Here is a 17,090-nt window from a genome sequence, read left to right as displayed (position 1 = left end):
TTGCGTCAAGTATTTGAACATACATTACTCTTAAAATATGAAGCCTATATATGAGCCTATAATACCAAGCCCTAACACTTCTTTCAAAGTCAAAAGTTATGCAGCAGAATCGAGTTGTGAAGTAGCCGGTTGGCATATACACCCAGAATATGAAATAGTCTATGTAAAAAATGGAGCCGGAACGCTCAAGATTGGTACTAAAACCCACCACTATGAAAATGGTGTTCTGGTCTTTTTAGGAGGAAACATTCCTCATTCAGATTTCGGCAACAATGAGAAAAGCAATCGTCAGGAAGTTGTGGTACAATTTTCAAAGGAATTTGTAGATAAGAAAATTAGTTATTTTCCTGAATTGGATGCCATTAAAAGGCTGATTGAAAAATCAAAATACATCCTCATTTTTGACGACAAAGTCAAAACCGACTTAGGCAAGAATTTTGAACGTTTTATGCAATTGAATAATCAAGATAAATTATTAAACCTGCTATCAATTCTTAGTCATCTTTCCAACGCAAAGAACTATATCAAGTTATCAAGCCTAAATATGTTACACGAATTCAGGGAAAAAGAAACCTATAGACTTAAAAAAGTTTTTGAGTATCTAAATACCCATTATAATCAAAAAATTATAATTGATGATATTGCTACTAAGATTGGTTTAACACCAAATTCGTTTTCAAGGTTTTTCAAAAAAATGACCAATAGAACCTTCATAGATTTCGTTAATGAATTGAGAATCGAAAAAGCTGTAGACAGAATGAATGAGGGTAGTGTGACAATCGCTGAGGCTATGTATTATTCTGGATTCAACAGCCCCTCTTATTTTGCCAAACAATTTAAGAAATATCAGGTAGTTACTCCTTCTAACTATTTAAAAAATATTGAACGAAGTTAGAAATTGAATTCCCATTGCATTAAATTGAGAAAGACCGTCTAAAAGACGGTCTTAATTGTATCAATGAGGTCTGAAGGTCAAAATACGTATTTAAGCTAACCCCTGATTAATATTATCCACATCGTTTTATAAAATTCCATCTTGTAAAATCTCTTTCGTACAAACTACCACGGTAGGTTACGCGGTCGCCAACAAAGTATCTTTTACTTGGTGACCAAGCCTCTACACCGTCGCATGAATTGGTGTCACCACCAGTATCATCAGCTGGAGGATAGATTGAATTGGTACCTTGTATATCTAAGGAAGAGATTCTTGCTTGCCTTCTCGGCAACACATTGCCATTCAAATCAGTTATTGTCGGCCTGCCGTTTTTACTGAATGTATAACTACCGTACATCATGGTAGAATTGATATCAAACTGGCTTGTGACCAAGGTAGCGGAATTACTCTTATAGAATTGATCTACAGCATTATTCTGGATATTCTCAAAGTTAATGATAATGAAATCATCTCTATCACGGCGATTTTGTTCGTGAATATAACCTAGCGTATGTCCAATTTCATGAATTATAACTACAGCTGTTGCCCGAGTTCCTAAACGTATAAAGCCCCTTGAACCATTTACTCCCAAAGTTGCTACTCCTGAGTTGCTATTCGAACCCGAAGAAGAAATGGTTACGTAGTTAGATTCATTAGTACGCTCTTTAAAACGAACGTTCGTCTTGCTAGTCCATTCATCAAAAGATTTTTGAAGTTCTGACCGAACTGATGAACTCAATCCTGAAATTCGGTATACGATAGTACTATTAGGCCATTTTCTAACCCCCCCTCCTAGTCCGAGACCGGCTTGACTATCTTGTGGTTCGGGGTTTTCTTCAAAAGAATCGGGAGAATCGGCCAATTGATCTTCAAACAGTCGTGCATCACTACCGGCTAAACTATAGGTGCCATCTTCTTCCAATCTTACTTTTACAGCATCACCTAAAAAATACTTGGTGATAAATTGGGTTTCTTGATCAACAACTGTTTCTACCTCATCAACAGCGGTTTCAAGTTCATTGCTAACAGCATCTTTCTCACATGCTGCAAAGGGCAGTATACATACCATGCCCATAAGTGCGATTGCTAAAATTCTTTTCCTGCGTTTCATTTTTTCATTTTTAGTTTTCATGTTCATTTTAATTTTGGGGTTAAAACTCACATATATGTACGCAACGAATCAATCTAACGTAATTATAAACAGGCAGTTTTCGACGAACTGTAAGGGTAAGAAATTATAGTGTACTGATACTGTTGGCCTTATGAAATAGAACAAAAAGGTAAGAATTCACATATATCAACTTTAAGAAACACCTTCTATAATTCCTCTTTTTAAAATCTGACCGAAGCGATACATATCTTCAAATGAACAATAAAAAGGTGCCGGTGCTAATCGAATAACATTAGGTTCGCGCCAGTCGGTTATAACTCCGTTTTTCATCAAAAAATCAAACAAGGGTCTTCCCTGCCCATGAAGAAAAACAGAAAGTTGACAACCGCGGTCTTTCGGAGTTATTATTTCGAACGAACTAGCAACCTCTGCATCAATCTCATGAAGAATAAATTCTAAATAGGCTACTATTTTATTTCGTTTTTCAATCAAAGCAGGCATACCCACTTCTTCGAACATTTCCAAAGAAGCTAGGTAGGGCGCCACTGATAAAACCGGCACATTACTAATTTGCCAAGCATCAGCATTGTCCATAGGCTCAAATTCGGGTTTCATCTGGAAACGCGTTTCCTTCTTCGTGCCCCACCAACCTTCAAATCGCGGAACATCATCTTTACCCAAATAACGTTCATTAATAAAAACTCCAGAAGCATTTCCAGGACCGCTATTCATATATTTATAACTACACCATGCGGCGAAGTCGGCGTTCCATTCATGGAGCTTTAATTCGATATTTCCAACGGCATGAGCTAAGTCCCAACCCACATATGCCCCTACTGATTTTCCAGCCTTGGAAATGCTTTCTATATCGAACACTTGGCCCGTATAATAATTGACACCGCCTATAAGCACAAGTGCAAGTTCATCACCTATTTCCTCAATTTTGGCGACAATATCTTCAGTTCGCCAATGAAGTTCTCCCGGTCTTTTAGCCAATTCTACTATAGCTTGTTCTGGATTGTATCCATGAAACTTCACCTGACTTTGAAACATATATTGATCTGACGGAAAGGCTTTTTCCTCACAAATGATTTTAAAGCGCTTTGAAGTGGGCCTATAAAAAGAAACCATTAGTAAATGTAAGTTTACGGTAAGTGTGTTCATTACCGTAACCTCTTTTGTTTTGGCCCCGACAACCTTCGCCAAAGGGCCTGCAAGTCTTTCATGATAATCCCACCAAGGTTTTTTGCTATGAAAATGCCCTTCTACAGCCAATTCCTTCCAATCGTTAATTACCTCATCAATAAACTCTTTGGTTCGTTTAGGTTGAAGTCCTAGGGAATTTCCGGTAAAATAAATTACCTGCTCTCCATTTACTTTTGGAAAATGAAATTCATCACGATAGTTACGCAACTTATCTTTGGCATCTAAATTTTGAGCAAATTCTAAGGTGTTATGGAAAGTCATTATAGCATTTTGTTCAAATTTACGACTTCAATCTCGATATAAAGATGCTAAATATCTTCAAAGTCGGTTAACCGCATCTCAATCAGGTGCTTTTTAAACCCAACTTTTTCATATGCTCTAATAGCGGCAACATTTTCATCATAAACCGTAAGTCGTACTTCTTTTATCCCTTTAGAGACGGACCATTTTTGCAGTTCGTCAACAACCAGTTTGTTAACTCCCATTCCTCGAAATTCAACTCGTGTGAACATAAATCCCAAATACGCGTAAAATTCATGGTCTAAGTAATGACGTGCCTTTTTGATTTTGGCATAGCCAGAAGCAATAACTTGAGCATCATGCTCGACCACAACTACCGTTGCATCGGATGCTTTAATCATTTCAGAAATATCGTAATACGAAATAGGATCCTCCGCTAAAGTAGGGTCAAACGGCCTTTCAGCCTTTATCACTCCTTGCTCAAATTCTAATAATATCGCTAAATCTTCCAATTTGGCGTTTCGCACTATAAAATCACCCATACTATTCTGAAAAATGATCAATGCTCTAAAGTACTATATTTACCGAAAAATACATCAATGCACTTTTTATCGAAGGCCCTAGAAAATTACATAAAAGAGCATTCGGCGAACGAGCCCGACCTATTGCAAGAGCTTACACGTGAAACCCACTTAAAAGTAATTCAACCCAGAATGATCACGGGTCATTTTCAAGGTAGGGTTTTAAGTATGCTTTCAAAGTTAATACATCCTAAAAATATTTTGGAAATAGGTACATATACTGGTTATTCAGCGATTTGTCTCTCAGAAGGACTTCAAAAAAATGGGGTGTTACATACTATTGACATCAACGAAGAATTGAGTTCAATTCAACGCAAGTATTTTGATAAAAGTGGATACGGAAATCAAATCATTCAACATACAGGGGATGCGATAGCCATTGTTCCAAAATTGGATGTTGTGTTTGATCTTATTTTTATCGACGCGGAAAAGATAAGCTATGATACCTATTTTGAAGTAGCTATTCAAAAAACAAGACCAGGTAGCATTATTCTTTCCGACAATGTACTGTGGTCAGGCAAAGTGGTGGAACCGTTAGACCCTAAGGACAAGGCTACCAAGGTGTTGCTCGATTATAACAAAAAATTGAAGGAAGATGCACGAATAGAAACTGTTTTGCTTCCAATTCGCGATGGACTCACCTTGTGTAGGGTACTTTAAGCCTTTGATGCATCCTGTAAAAAAAATAGGCGCATAGAATTCCAACCATACTTCCAACCAAAATATCGAGCGGATAGTGTACCCCTAAATACATACGACTGAAGGTAAATAACAACGGCCACACCAATATCATGTAGATCCATTTCGATTTTTTGCGCAAATAGAAAATGGAGAGCATGGCGATACTAAAAGAACTCGCGGCATGACCAGAGAAGAAGCTATAGTCTGAAGGTTTGGTCAAAGCGCGTAAAACTGTATTGACGCTGGCATCGTTTATAGGTCGTAGTCTACCCACATTTTCTTTGGTGAGAAATATGGCAGCTGTAACGAACAACAACATGAAAATGAATGAGAACATTATACCAATAGACTCCTTAGGGCTATGGGTTTTGACTAAAAGGAAGATTATCAGTAGAAAGAGAGGAATCCAAGTTGGGAATTTAGTAACGGTGAGCCAAAAAGAATCAAACTGTTCAGACCCTAAGTTATTCAGATAAATGAGTGCTTGTTGGTCCCATTCCAAAAGTTTTTCCAACATCTTACTTTCTTTTGATGGAGCCTGAAAACTTCTCTACGCCATCTTTTACTTCATTAATTTCTTTTGAAAGGCCCGAAGTCAAGTTGCCTTTTACATCGTCAATGTCCTTTTTGATATCTGAAACTATACTGGTATCTATGCCTTGTTTATCGGCACTTCTTTGAATTTCTTGTTTGATGTCTTCGGTAGCATCCTTCAATTGGCGCATACCCTTGCCAAGCCCCTTGGCTATGCCAGGTATTTTATCGGCGCCGAAAACCATTACCACAATGAACATGATAAAAAATATTTCAGCTCCACTAATAAACAAAAAGTGCAATAAATACATAGTACAAATATAGTCAAGTTTACGAACTCATCTTACTAAAAAAGACCTGTCTAGTTCTAAAACTTGACAGGTCTAATCTGTTGAAAGCGTTTATTTAACCTTTGATCTTTTCTTTCATCTGATCAAAGTCGCTCTTCTTTTCTTTTCGTGGCCAGCCATTATTGGTGGTATCGATATCTGCAGTTTCTGCCTTTGGGTCTACCAATATGCCCGTAAGTTCTTTTTGAGAAGAAATGACAACGCTCACTTCCTTATCGTTCTTTCTCCAAATCTCAGCAGGATACGTGATGTTCTCAGTAGAACCGTCAGCATAGGTATATTCTACGATTAGCGGCATTGGAATTCCGCCTGGCTTATCGTATGTCACCTCATAAAAATACTTTGGCTCCTTTACCGCAGCTCTTTCGGAGGCAGTCATATTATCCATCATGAACTCTTTAAGTGTTGTAGAACTTTCTGATGGGGTTTTTCCTTTTAAATTGGTATCAAAATCAGCAGTATCTTCTTCTGCCAAAAAGACCAACGGAGGCAAGTCTTCCATTGATTGACCACTTTGAGCGACAGCCGCTTTAAGTTTGTCAGAAGGCGTATCTGTAACATAGTACTTTTTGATGCCTTTTACACCAATATCTACATAATCAGTGGTATAAAACCAACCTCTCCAATAGTAGTCTAAGTCTACAGCCGAAGCATCTTCCATCGTACGGAAAAAGTCTTCAGGAGTCGGATGCTTAAACATCCACCTTTTTGAATAGGTCTTGAACGCATGATCAAATAATTCTCTGCCCATGACCGTTTCACGAAGAATATTCAAAGCGGTTGCCGGTTTTCCATAGGCATTTGGACCAAGTTGGTATACATTTTCAGGATTTGACATAATGGGTGAAATCGTACTTTGATCACCGCTCATATAAGGCACAATTTTAGATGGTGCTCCCCTTCGTGAAGGATAGGCCTTATTTGGTGCCACCGCTTCAGGATACGCTTCTCCAAATTCTTGTTCAGCCATATATTGCATAAAGGTATCTAGGCCTTCATCCATCCAACCCCACTGCCGTTCATCTGAATTTACGATCATCGGGAAATAATTGTGACCCACCTCGTGAATAATAACGCTTATCATTCCGTATTTCACACGATCTGAATAGGTACCATCAGGATTTGGGCGCCCGTAATTCCAACAAATCATGGGATATTCCATTCCCTGGTTTTTTGCATGAACTGAGATCGCTTTTGGATATGGATAATCAAAGGTATGTGAAGAATATGATTTTAACGTATGGGCAACGGCTTTGGTAGAGTATTCCTCCCAAAGCGGATTTCCCTCTGGTGGATACATGGAAACGGCCATAACATCTCTGTTGCTCATTTTAACTGCTTGCATATCCCAAATAAATCTTCGCGATGTTGCAAAGCCGTAGTCGCGTACATTCTTTGCTTTGAACTTCCAGGTTTTTTTCTTTTCGGAAAACCCCTTAGAGGCTTTTTCAGCTTCTTCTTGAGTAACGATTATAACAGGTTTGTCATACGACTTTTTAGCTTTCTCATAACGCTTCATCATGTCTTTTGAAAACACTTCCTTCCGGTTTTGAAGGGTTCCGGTGGCATCTAAAACATGATCTGCAGGTACCGTAATGCTTACATCATAGTCTCCAAATGTCAAGGCGAATTCACCATTGCCCCAGAATTGATGGTTTTGCCATCCTTCGACATCATTGTATACAGCCATTCTTGGAAAGAATTGTGCAATTACATAAGCCCGATGGCCATCTGCAAATTGCTCGTATCCTGATCGTGCACGATCAACAGTATGATCGGGTATGTTAAAATTCCATTTGATTGAAAACGAGATCTGTTCTTTGCTTTTCAAAGGTTCTGGCAAATTAATGCGCATCATTGTAAAGTTTATGGTATGCGATAGCGGTTTACCGGAAGCATCCTTAACGTGCTCAATAACAAACCCACCATCAAATGGTTCAGTCAAAAACTTACTATTGAAGGTAGAGGTTCTATAAGCCATAGGTACCCCATCTCCATTCTTCAATGCTGCCTTTGAATCTTTTTCTCTAATATTCTGATCTAACTGTACCCATAAAAACTCTAGGTCATCAGGAGAATTGTTGAAATAAGTAATGGTCTCATCACCATAAATTCTATGGTTTTTATCATCCAACTCAATTTTCATAACGTAGTTGGCTTGTTGCTGATAGTAATCTGGACCTGGCGCTCCTGATGCGGAACGGTACGTGTTTGGAGTGGCAAACTCCTCATACATCTGCTTAAATTTACTTTGATTGGTGTGGCCTGGTTCTTTTTCTTTTGGTGTTTCTTCTTGTGCAGTCAATACGGCCCCAAAAAGAAAAAGCACCGATGCAAAACAATACTTAATTTTATTCATCATTTGTATTAATTATTAATAGCGTGAAATGTAAAGTTTTTTTAAGAAATGCTTGAGAATTGTTACAGTTTTAACATTCCTTTAGTATCCGATTTCAACAGGACAAAGCTTTTTTTCTTTTCCTTGACTTTAAAATGTACCACATTTTGTTGTTCATCAAAAAGATCGGTCAATATGGCGTTTTGAACTTGGATAGCTTTTACAGATGGAAAATCGATTTCAGGTACTTCTAGATAAAATATACATACATCGTTGTCATACTTTCGGCCGATAAAGTCATAGGTCTTTGGTTCGTTGTTGATTTCAATTTGAAACTTCTTACGCAAATACTTTTCCAAATATTCATCTGCTAGTTTTGATTCATTTTCGGTAGCTAACTTTGCTGTGACCTCATAACGTTCTAACAAAACTGCTTCGAGATCATCAATAAAAATACGGGTAGTAATTTGTAAAGCATCTTCTTTTTCAGCATAAGCAATATTTGTTACACTTACATAAAACTTGTGGGCAATTGCAAACCCTAACAAGGGTAAAAGCAAAACAAGAAGGGTTTTTTTCAAATGTTTCATTAAGTCTTCTATTAGGTCCTACAAAAGTACGCAAATGGCGTGCCAAGATGCCATTCAATTCAGTTTGTTATTTTTTCGATATTTCAAACTTTTTTCCTTCATAAACTCCCAGAGTTTAAGTTTATCTTGATGGGCAATCATATCTGAAAACGTGGAATCGGTTTCACAGAAATAAACAAAATCATCAATTTTTTTCTCGGGAATTTTAAGGTCTTTGATATAAAGTGAATCGGAGTAATATTTTCTTACTTGATTTAGCAATTTAATATCTGAATCTAGTGCTATACGTTCGTTTAGCATTTTTGTTCTACCAGAAAAATAGTTGAAAATCGGATCTGTATCTACCTTAAACCCGATTCCTATCTGCAGATCCCAAGTTCGAGCAGTGAATAATTGTCGCTGTGCTTGTGAAATAGGTTTCAAATTAGCATTTGGTAAATTCTCTGTTGACGCTGTAATAACAGGCCCAATTTTTATTCTATTCATATCGCTATTCAATTTTCCAGAAAGGCCATACGGCATAACAACAACTTCACTCAATTTCATTACAGATTCTACTAAAACAACATCTAACCTTTCACTTTTCAAAATTTCGAATGTAACTACAACTTGCTTCCTCTTGAATTGAACTGCAGAAAAGACAAGGGTATCATTTAGTTTTACCGAAATGGTGAAAAAACCGTTAGCATCAGTAATAGTTCCTCTTCCACTAGTGATATTAGATACATGCGTGGCGGCTACGTCAGCATCTTTGCTATACACTCTTCCCGCAAGTTTGGTGGTATAGCTTTGGGCGTTTAACAAGGTTCCCATGCAAAAGAACATTATAAAAACAATACGTATACCAAGACAAGACAATATTTTATGATTTATAAGTTGCGTCAGAAGTAATTAATCGAGCTCATTATTCTCTCGATATGCGATACTCTTCCTGCGAATATATTCCCATATTTTAAGACGGTCATGTGTATCAACTATGGTTTGGAATTCGGGATCTACCTCACAAAAATATAATAGATCGTCAATTTTTTCTTCAGGTATCTTAAGGTCGGATTGAAACAAAGAATCGGGGTAAAACGCTTTAACCCGTTCGGTTCGGGAATACAAGTTATTTCTGGCAATTCTTTTCTTTAACATTTTAGTTCTACCACTTATACCGTTTAAAATTGGATTCAGTGGAATCAAACCACCTCCTGATGTAGCCTCAAACAATTCACGTTCCGCCTTTGTTATGGGCAGTACGTAGGCATTTGGCAATCCGAGCGTAGAAGATGTAACAACGGCATCAGTTTTTACTATATTGATATCTTTAGTTATATCTCCAGTCAAGTTATACGGGGTAACAACCACCTCATCCAACTCAGTCAATGCATCTTCCATCTGAACATGAAGCATGCGCTGCTGTAAAATTTCCCTTGTTACGACAATTTCCTGTTCCTTAAACTGCACAGCGGAGATAATCAACGTATCGCTAAGATTAGCTACTATTTGAAAAAAACCATCTATATCGGTAATTGTAGCTCTGTTTGTAGAAATATTCTGCACCGTGGTAGCGGCGACATCACCCTCTTTACTATATACCCTACCTTCTAGTTTTTTTGAAAAAAGGGACTGTGCCCCAAGCGAGGTTGACATCAAAACAAACGCAAAAAAAAGAATGCTATTTTTGATCATCCAATTCCTTGAGAAAGATTTTACTTTCAGTAACTAGAAAATCAATTAGTTCAAATTCATTTTCTTTTTTTAGCAGCGACTGTGCCGGCATTTTGGTATCGCAATAGTAAAGAAATGCATCTATTTTGTCTTGCGGAAGACTTAAATCTGAAACAAAAAACTCATCTTCATATACCTGACGTAGCACATCGCTCACTTTTAATGGTGCCTTTTCTTCAACTTGGTTCCTTTTAAGAATTTTCGCTAAGGCCTTGTATATTCCAACAAAATTCAACCCATCTCGCATACCCCGTTCGGTTTGAGAAAGTGCAATGTTTTCTACCTCTGCTGACCTGTCAATTTCGTATTCAAACTCTTCCTTCAGTATTTTGTTCTTCGATGCTAAAAAACGCTCTTGCTGATCAGGAGTAACAACTACTTCCTGAAGCTGGGTAACTTTCTCATTTACCTCTATCACAAGTCGATTATTCCTTAGGATTTCTTCCGTAATTTTTACGATTTCAATTTGGTAGTTCAATGCGGAAAAAACCAATTCATCGCCTACCTTAACCCGAATTTGATACTCCCCGTTTGCGTTGGTAATTGTGGCCATTTCAGAGGTGGTGTTGATTACATTTTCATTAGGTACATTTACATTGCGATAAAGCACCTTACCTCTTAAAATAACTCGACCGTCGTTTTGCGACCATAGGGTAGATGAAAAGAAAATCACTAAAACAAAAAGTAAAACTTGCTTCATATATCGGTTTTTCGATTTGTATACTGAAATAATCACGTTTTTGGTACGTAGGGTATTTCGGTTCTAAATGGTTATAAAGAAAATATAAGTTTAGGTCTAAAAAAAACCGACACCACTAAACTTTTGTTAATTTGTAAGCGTATATAACCAAGAATTTTAAAGTAAAACATTACGTTTTTATTGTTAAAAAAACCTAATTCAGCTATTCCATTGGCTCTTTACCCCACTCAATGTACATTTTACCTAGTAATGTGAAGTTTGTTGATGTATAGTTATATTTTTGTTTGTTTGCTCAACGTAACACCCCTTGTTCCTATGAGAAATTTAATTCTAATCCTACTTATAAGCCTTTTTATGTGCGCTACTCTTAGTGCTCAGGTAAAAATTGGTGACAATCCGCAAAATATTGACCCTTCTTCAGTTTTAGAACTCGAGAGTACTGATAAAGTACTTGTCATTACTAGGGTTTCAACCGCTCAGATGAATGCAATAGTTCCAAGTCAAGGTGCTTTATGCTTTAATACTGATTTGCAAAGCGTGCACTATTACGACGGTACGCAATGGGTAAATATCGGTGGAGGGGGAACAGGTGGACCATTGACCGCTGACGCAATTGTAAATACGCAACCCACTATAGTGATTACGCCGACTGCTACTGGAGATAATTTAGAAGTTGCACCTAATAGTATTCGTAGTGAACAAATTGTGGACGGGGGAATTAATGGGGTAGACATTCAAGATGGCTCCATAGGACAGGGTAAACTTCAAGACAACTCTGTTACTCAAGAGAAACTATCGGAAAATTCTGTGGGAGCGTTTGCCTTAGACAATGACAATATCGGTGTCAGTGCCTTTAATAATGATGCAGGATATATTACGGCAGGTGATATCACTTCAATTAGTGCCGATGCGGGCAACGCTATTACCGCTGGTAGTGATGGAGGTGCCTATTATGATGACACCAACCTATTGATGGATGTGATGGACAATGCCGCTGACATTGCTGCCGATAATGATCAGAGTCCGGCCAACGAAATTCAGAATCCTACCCTCACTGGAACCATACTTGGTCTTACAAACACGGCTGGCACGGTTGATTTAGGCCCATTAATTAGTGCTGGAGGTTCTGATGATCAGAATATAGGTCCTGTCACTTTAGATGCTTCGAACATATTATCTATTGGTATAGAAAATGGAATGCCAGCTACCGTAGATTTGAGCTCGTTAGCCGGTGGAACCGCTGATGGTTCAGAAACCATAATCAATCCTACGGCTACGGTAACTGTTGCCGGAACTGGAACCGCACTTGACCCATATTTGCTTACAGCTGTTGGTGGCGGAACAGGAGGAGCAGTTATTTCGGATGCGACTTTAACCGGTGATGGAAGCAGCGTGGCAGCAGCTTTGGGGCTTGCAGACGACGCTGTAACTACAGCCAAAATATTGGACGCCAATGTTACAGACGCAAAAATTGCTCCTGGAGCTGCGGATCAAATTTTAAGGACCGCACCCGATGGACTCTCTGTTGGTTGGGTAGACTTGCCTACAGGAGGAGCCGTAATATCCGATGCTACTTTGATAGGTGACGGAAGTAGTGCTGCCACAGCCTTGGGGCTTGCCGACGACGCTGTCACAACAGCTAAAATATTAGACGCCAATGTGACCACTGCAAAGATTGCTCCTGCGCCCGACTTAACACCGGCGGCAGATCAAATGTTGATCACTACCGATGCGGGCGTCGTTGAATGGGCTCCTTTAACTCCTCATATGGGTACGGCAAAATCAATTTTCTTCGCTGATACCGATGGCACCCCAACTACAGCAGATGATAACGTTAACCCTGACGATGATCGCGGTTTCTTCTGGGACACCGATGCCAGACAGCTGGGCGCCCAATCCTTTGGAGCACTTTTTATTGGTTTAGAACCAGGTAATGCGCAATCAAATGCGGCAAAAGTTCATATAGCTGATAATTTTCCTGGAGTAGCCTACGCACTGCAACTACAAAACAATAGTGCTACTGTGACTGGAAGAACCACAGGCATGTTGTTCGCCACAGAAGGCACGGGTAGTTATGGCAAAGGTGCGCTGGTATATGAATATCAAGATACTTGGGCAAGAGGTGATTTTCATTTCCTTCAAAGGTCAGATTTCGGACCCGGCACAGATGATAATCCCGATTTGAGTCACAGAGCATTTACCATTAAAAATAATAGCGACATTGTGCTGTATGGGGGAATTGACGTTGATGGAACAGGACTAGGAACTGCAGGTCAAGTACTAAGTTCAACAGGTACCGGTGTACAATGGATAAATGCTGGAAGTTCATCAATAACGCTCGCGGGAGACGTAACCGGACTATCGAGCGCGACACAAATTGCAACTGGTGCTGTTAACTCTGACAAAATTTTGAATGGGGCCATCGCTACAGAAGATGTCGCAGATGATGCTATAACGGCTGCAAAAATTGCTAGTGACGTGGCAGGTATCGGTCTTACCCAAAATGTAACCACAGGAGCCTTGGAAATTGCGGATGATGCTATTACCACGGGAAGAATTCTAGACGGTGAGGTGCAGACTCTTGATATAGCAGACGACAACGTGACGCCAGCTAAAATAGCAGAAGGTACCAATGGTCAGGTTTTGACGACTGATGCGTTAGGTGATGTAGTTTGGGCGGCACCTGTGTCAGGGGCAGTAATAACAGATGCTACCATCGCTGGTGATGGAACCTTGGCAACACCTCTGAGCGTTGCTAATGATGCTATCACAACTGGAAGAATACTAGATGGGGAGGTGCAAACCGCAGATATTGCAGACAACAACGTGACTCCAGCTAAAATAGCGGAGGGTACCAATGGCCAGGTTTTGACTACTGATGCGGTAGGTGATGTAGTTTGGGCAGCACCCGCGGCAGGTGCAGTAACAACAGATGCTACCATTGCTGGTGATGGAACCTTGGCAACACCTCTGAGCGTTGCTAATAATGCTATCACTACTGGAAGAATACTAGATGGGGAGGTGCAAACCGCAGATATTGCAGATGCAGCAATTACAAGTTCGAAGTTGGCTATTGGATCAGTGCAAGGCAGCTTTATGGGTACTAGCGTAATTATAGCTGGAACCATAGGCACGGCAGATATTGGCGCGAATGCCATAGGTAATGCAGAAATTCAGACTGGTGCTGTTAGAACAGGAGAGATTTTTGACGGAACGATTACCGATACAGATATTGATGCTGCTGCAGCTATTGTTGGAACAAAAGTAGATCCAGACTTTGGAGCCCAAGATGTTTTGACAACCGGAAACGTTGGAGGCAATGTAATTACTGCCCAAGGAAATCTAGTCACTGTCACCGGAAGTATATTCAAAGGCGCTACTGACGTTCATCCAGACTATGTTTTTCAAAAATATTTCACCGGCTCCTCTTCACTAAAGGATGATTACGACTTTTCAAATCTGACGGAAGTTGAAGCTTATTTAAAGAAGTATTATCACTTGCCAGGCATAAAGTCTGCTCAGCAAGTCGAAATGGAAGGAGTTTGGGATGTTGGTAAATCGAACTTACAAAACCTAGAAAAAATCGAAGAGCTTTTTCTGTATACCATAGAGCAAGAAAAGAAAATCAAAACTTTAGAGTCTGATAAGGATTCATTGTTAAATGAGCTGGAGCAAGTAAAAAAGGATATAGAGGAGATTAAAGCGTTTTTAAAGGACAAATAAATCCAACCAATTTATGAAAAATCCACTTTTCATATTAGCATGCCTCATAGCTGTCACAGCCAACGCCCAAACGGCTCTATACAATTCAGGCAATATGCAAATTCATGACCAAGGTCAATTGGGTTTTCATATCGATCTGATCAATGATGGATCTTTTGATGAAAATTTGGGTTTAGCAGGTTTTTATGGCGATCTGCCTTTAACCGTTTCTGGTGCCTTCCCTGCTACTTTTTTTGATTTGGAAATTTCCAACCCTGACAATGTAGTGCTGAATACCAGTCTAAATACAAGTAATAATACCAACTTTGTACTCGGAAATTTTATCACTCCGCGAGCGCAAACCGATATATACCTTAATTTCTTACAAAACGCAACCAGCAATGGTAGTGGTGACATCGCTAAAATAAATGGATACGCAGCAATAAGCAACAAGCAGAATTTTACCTTTCCAGTAGGCGATGCTTCACAACTACGGCAATTGGTTTTGAATTCAGATGCAGTAAACGTTTTTGCCAAATGTGCATACTTTTTGGAAGACCCTAATAGTCCGTCAACTTTTCCAACTGGGTTTGACACGAATACCAAGGTGCCAAGTTTAGGCACTATTAGTACCACCGAATTTTGGCATGTAGAGGGTAATGTGCCCTCCACCATTCAAATCACATGGAATACGCGAAGTAATATAGCAGCAATAGTTACCGATGTTACCATGCTTGACATTGTAGGTTGGCGAAAATCAAGTAACCAATGGGTGAGTATAGGCACCAATGGTGCTATAGGCGATCTTACTCAGGGTTTTGTACGTTCCGCTAGTTTTATTCCTGATGATTATGCAGTGATCACCTTTGGCAATAGCCTTGGCGAACCAACAGAATTAATTAATCCTGATAACTTTTTGGTTACACCCAATGGTGATGGGGTAAATGATGTCTTAGTTATTCCTGAGACCGACCTGTCTCCCAACAATTCTATTCAAATTTTTGACCGTTACGGTTTGAAAGTCTTTGAAATGAACAATTACACCAATGAGTTTAACGGTTTTGCGACAACAAACAACTTTGTAATTGCTAAAGACAAAGGACTTCCATCGGGGGTTTATTTCTACATTCTTTCCTTACACGACATTGAACTTGATTTTCAAGGGTTTTTATATTTGGCTCGATAATATAATCGCATGCGCACGATCTGATATCATGGTTTATGCTATTCTGTGATATTATTCCTACAACAATATTAGGATAAATGACATCTTTTTCCTACATATTCACAACAAATTTTATCTAACTCATTTACTTTAAGATAGTTTTGGGCTCGAATCATTAATACCCCCCAAAAATGTTTTTAAGGAAACTTACCGTGGTTATTATCCTTTTAGCCACCAATGGTCTAATCGCTCAATTAAAGGTAGGCGATAGTCCCAATAAAATAGATAATTCGTCACTTATTGAACTTGAAAGTAGAGATAAAGCCTTAGTACTTACTCGGGTAAACTCTTCTCTCATGCACAAGATAAAACCCCTTGCGGGGGCTTTGGTTTACAATACAGATAAATCTTGTATATTTTATTTCAATGGAAATCAGTGGACCAACATCTGTGAAAAGACTGATGAAGAAGGTCTTTCTTTTGCCGAAAACAATGATGGATCTTTTACCATTAGGACATCAGAAGGGGCATCCTATACCGTAACCAATCTAGTTGGTGAAAATGGAAATGCTGGTGAAAAAAGAGATACCGGTGCAACTGGACCACAAGGCATCCAAGGGGAGACTGGTGAAACAGGACCACAGGGAATTCAGGGTGAAAAAGGAGATACAGGAGCACCAGGAATCCAGGGTGAAAAAGGAGATACCGGAGCAACTGGTGCGATTGGACCACAGGGAATTCAAGGTGAAAAAGGAGATACAGGAGCACCAGGAATCCAGGGTGAAAAAGGCGATACGGGAGCAACCGGGGTAACAGGACCACAGGGCATCCAAGGTGAGTCTGGTGAAATAGGGCCGCAAGGTCCACAAGGTGAAAAAGGTGATACGGGAGCAATAGGTCCACAAGGAATCCAAGGTGAAAAAGGCGATACAGGAGCAACCGGTGAGACCGGAGCAACAGGACCACAGGGAATTCAGGGTGAAAAAGGAGCGACCGGCGCAACAGGACCACAGGGAATTCAAGGGGAAAAAGGAGATACTGGGCCAACAGGACCGCAAGGCATCCAAGGTGAGACTGGTGAATCAGGACCGCAAGGTCCGCAAGGGGAAAAAGGCGATACCGGAGCAACTGGTGCGATTGGACCACAGGGAATTCAAGGTGAAAAAGGAGATACAGGAGCACCAGGAATCCAGGGTGAAAAAGGCGATACGGGAGCAACCGGGGTAACAGGACCACAGGGCATCC

Annotated in this window: 14 protein-coding genes and 1 pseudogene; 5 read left to right on the top strand and 10 right to left on the bottom strand. The window is 39.6% G+C overall.

Annotation, left to right across the window (positions count from 1 at the left end):
- The first annotated feature begins 37 nt into the window (after positions 1-37).
- On the top strand, positions 38-895 hold the full coding sequence (locus ABJN95_RS04990; RefSeq protein WP_348368911.1) for a helix-turn-helix domain-containing protein: 858 nt from the start codon (positions 38-40) through the stop codon (positions 893-895).
- Between the two features lie 112 nt (positions 896-1,007).
- Here ABJN95_RS04990 and ABJN95_RS04985 read toward each other — a convergent pair whose 3' ends face one another.
- The 3 genes from ABJN95_RS04985 to ABJN95_RS04975 all read right to left on the bottom strand — a co-directional run bounded on the left by ABJN95_RS04985 (position 1,008) and on the right by ABJN95_RS04975 (position 4,033).
- Positions 1,008-2,045 carry a M12 family metallopeptidase gene (locus tag ABJN95_RS04985; RefSeq protein ID WP_348368909.1) on the bottom strand — a complete coding sequence of 346 codons (1,038 nt, stop codon included), beginning with the start codon at positions 2,043-2,045 and terminating at the stop codon, positions 1,008-1,010.
- Between the two features lie 192 nt (positions 2,046-2,237).
- Positions 2,238-3,512, bottom strand: coding sequence for a kynureninase (kynU, locus tag ABJN95_RS04980; RefSeq protein WP_348368908.1), 1,275 nt, complete (start codon positions 3,510-3,512; stop codon positions 2,238-2,240).
- Positions 3,513-3,559: 47 nt separating this feature from the next.
- A complete protein-coding gene (locus tag ABJN95_RS04975; protein WP_348368907.1) occupies positions 3,560-4,033 on the bottom strand; it encodes a GNAT family N-acetyltransferase in 474 nt (157 codons plus the stop codon).
- Positions 4,034-4,090: 57 nt separating this feature from the next.
- On the opposite strand from ABJN95_RS04975, the gene ABJN95_RS04970 reads away from it, so the two are divergent.
- The gene (locus ABJN95_RS04970; protein WP_348368906.1) at positions 4,091-4,732 is read left to right on the top strand and encodes an O-methyltransferase; all 642 of its coding nucleotides are present in this window, start codon (positions 4,091-4,093) and stop codon (positions 4,730-4,732) included.
- On the opposite strand, the gene ABJN95_RS04965 is transcribed toward ABJN95_RS04970, so the two are convergent.
- The 7 genes from ABJN95_RS04965 to ABJN95_RS04935 form a co-directional block, all read right to left on the bottom strand.
- Entirely contained in the window at positions 4,710-5,270 is a 561-nt protein-coding gene (locus ABJN95_RS04965; RefSeq protein ID WP_348368905.1) for a phosphatase PAP2 family protein, read from the bottom strand. The genes ABJN95_RS04970 and ABJN95_RS04965 overlap by 23 nt on opposite strands.
- A gap of 1 nt (position 5,271) precedes the next feature.
- On the bottom strand, positions 5,272-5,598 hold the full coding sequence (locus ABJN95_RS04960; RefSeq protein ID WP_348368904.1) for a twin-arginine translocase TatA/TatE family subunit: 327 nt from the start codon (positions 5,596-5,598) through the stop codon (positions 5,272-5,274).
- A 94-nt stretch (positions 5,599-5,692) separates the two neighbouring features.
- Positions 5,693-7,996, bottom strand: a complete 2,304-nt coding sequence (locus tag ABJN95_RS04955) for a M1 family metallopeptidase (protein ID WP_348369066.1) — start codon at positions 7,994-7,996, stop codon at positions 5,693-5,695.
- Between the two features lie 62 nt (positions 7,997-8,058).
- Complete coding sequence (locus ABJN95_RS04950) at positions 8,059-8,565, bottom strand: DUF6702 family protein (protein ID WP_348368903.1); 507 nt, start codon at positions 8,563-8,565, stop codon at positions 8,059-8,061.
- A 54-nt stretch (positions 8,566-8,619) separates the two neighbouring features.
- Positions 8,620-9,378 (bottom strand): carboxypeptidase-like regulatory domain-containing protein, encoded by a 759-nt coding sequence (locus tag ABJN95_RS04945; RefSeq protein WP_348368902.1) that lies wholly within the window; start codon positions 9,376-9,378, stop codon positions 8,620-8,622.
- A 78-nt stretch (positions 9,379-9,456) separates the two neighbouring features.
- Entirely contained in the window at positions 9,457-10,200 is a 744-nt protein-coding gene (locus tag ABJN95_RS04940) for a carboxypeptidase-like regulatory domain-containing protein (protein ID WP_348368901.1), read from the bottom strand.
- 25 nt (positions 10,201-10,225) lie between these two features.
- Positions 10,226-10,978: a carboxypeptidase-like regulatory domain-containing protein gene (locus ABJN95_RS04935; protein WP_348368900.1), complete on the bottom strand. Its 753-nt coding sequence runs from the start codon at positions 10,976-10,978 to the stop codon at positions 10,226-10,228.
- A 354-nt stretch (positions 10,979-11,332) separates the two neighbouring features.
- Between ABJN95_RS04935 and ABJN95_RS04930 the strand changes: the two genes are divergently transcribed.
- The 3 genes and pseudogenes from ABJN95_RS04930 to ABJN95_RS04920 form a co-directional block, all read left to right on the top strand.
- Complete coding sequence (locus ABJN95_RS04930) at positions 11,333-14,701, top strand: hypothetical protein (RefSeq protein WP_348368899.1); 3,369 nt, start codon at positions 11,333-11,335, stop codon at positions 14,699-14,701.
- A 13-nt stretch (positions 14,702-14,714) separates the two neighbouring features.
- On the top strand, positions 14,715-15,866 hold the full coding sequence (locus ABJN95_RS04925) for a gliding motility-associated C-terminal domain-containing protein (protein WP_348368898.1): 1,152 nt from the start codon (positions 14,715-14,717) through the stop codon (positions 15,864-15,866).
- A gap of 170 nt (positions 15,867-16,036) precedes the next feature.
- A pseudogene (locus ABJN95_RS04920) lies at positions 16,037-17,090 on the top strand (hypothetical protein); the annotation flags it as partial.

The organism is Maribacter sp. (genome assembly GCF_039974175.1).
Lineage (GTDB): Bacteria > Bacteroidota > Bacteroidia > Flavobacteriales > Flavobacteriaceae > Maribacter_C.
Note: the sequence above shows the minus strand (reverse complement) of the source record. Positions and strands in the feature narration are given on the sequence as shown.

Excerpts from the sequence above, each read along its gene's own strand:
- ABJN95_RS04990 (WP_348368911.1), top strand. The coding sequence starts at position 38 with ATGAAGCCTATATATGAGCCTATAATACCAAGCCCTAACACTTCTTTC.
- ABJN95_RS04985 (WP_348368909.1), bottom strand. The coding sequence starts at position 2,045 with ATGAAACGCAGGAAAAGAATTTTAGCAATCGCACTTATGGGCATGGTA.
- kynU (WP_348368908.1), bottom strand. The coding sequence starts at position 3,512 with ATGACTTTCCATAACACCTTAGAATTTGCTCAAAATTTAGATGCCAAA.
- ABJN95_RS04975 (WP_348368907.1), bottom strand. The coding sequence starts at position 4,033 with ATGGGTGATTTTATAGTGCGAAACGCCAAATTGGAAGATTTAGCGATA.
- ABJN95_RS04970 (WP_348368906.1), top strand. The coding sequence starts at position 4,091 with ATGCACTTTTTATCGAAGGCCCTAGAAAATTACATAAAAGAGCATTCG.
- ABJN95_RS04965 (WP_348368905.1), bottom strand. The coding sequence starts at position 5,270 with ATGTTGGAAAAACTTTTGGAATGGGACCAACAAGCACTCATTTATCTG.
- ABJN95_RS04960 (WP_348368904.1), bottom strand. The coding sequence starts at position 5,598 with ATGTATTTATTGCACTTTTTGTTTATTAGTGGAGCTGAAATATTTTTT.
- ABJN95_RS04955 (WP_348369066.1), bottom strand. The coding sequence starts at position 7,996 with ATGAATAAAATTAAGTATTGTTTTGCATCGGTGCTTTTTCTTTTTGGG.
- ABJN95_RS04950 (WP_348368903.1), bottom strand. The coding sequence starts at position 8,565 with ATGAAACATTTGAAAAAAACCCTTCTTGTTTTGCTTTTACCCTTGTTA.
- ABJN95_RS04945 (WP_348368902.1), bottom strand. The coding sequence starts at position 9,378 with ATGGGAACCTTGTTAAACGCCCAAAGCTATACCACCAAACTTGCGGGA.
- ABJN95_RS04940 (WP_348368901.1), bottom strand. The coding sequence starts at position 10,200 with ATGTCAACCTCGCTTGGGGCACAGTCCCTTTTTTCAAAAAAACTAGAA.
- ABJN95_RS04935 (WP_348368900.1), bottom strand. The coding sequence starts at position 10,978 with ATGAAGCAAGTTTTACTTTTTGTTTTAGTGATTTTCTTTTCATCTACC.
- ABJN95_RS04930 (WP_348368899.1), top strand. The coding sequence starts at position 11,333 with ATGTGCGCTACTCTTAGTGCTCAGGTAAAAATTGGTGACAATCCGCAA.
- ABJN95_RS04925 (WP_348368898.1), top strand. The coding sequence starts at position 14,715 with ATGAAAAATCCACTTTTCATATTAGCATGCCTCATAGCTGTCACAGCC.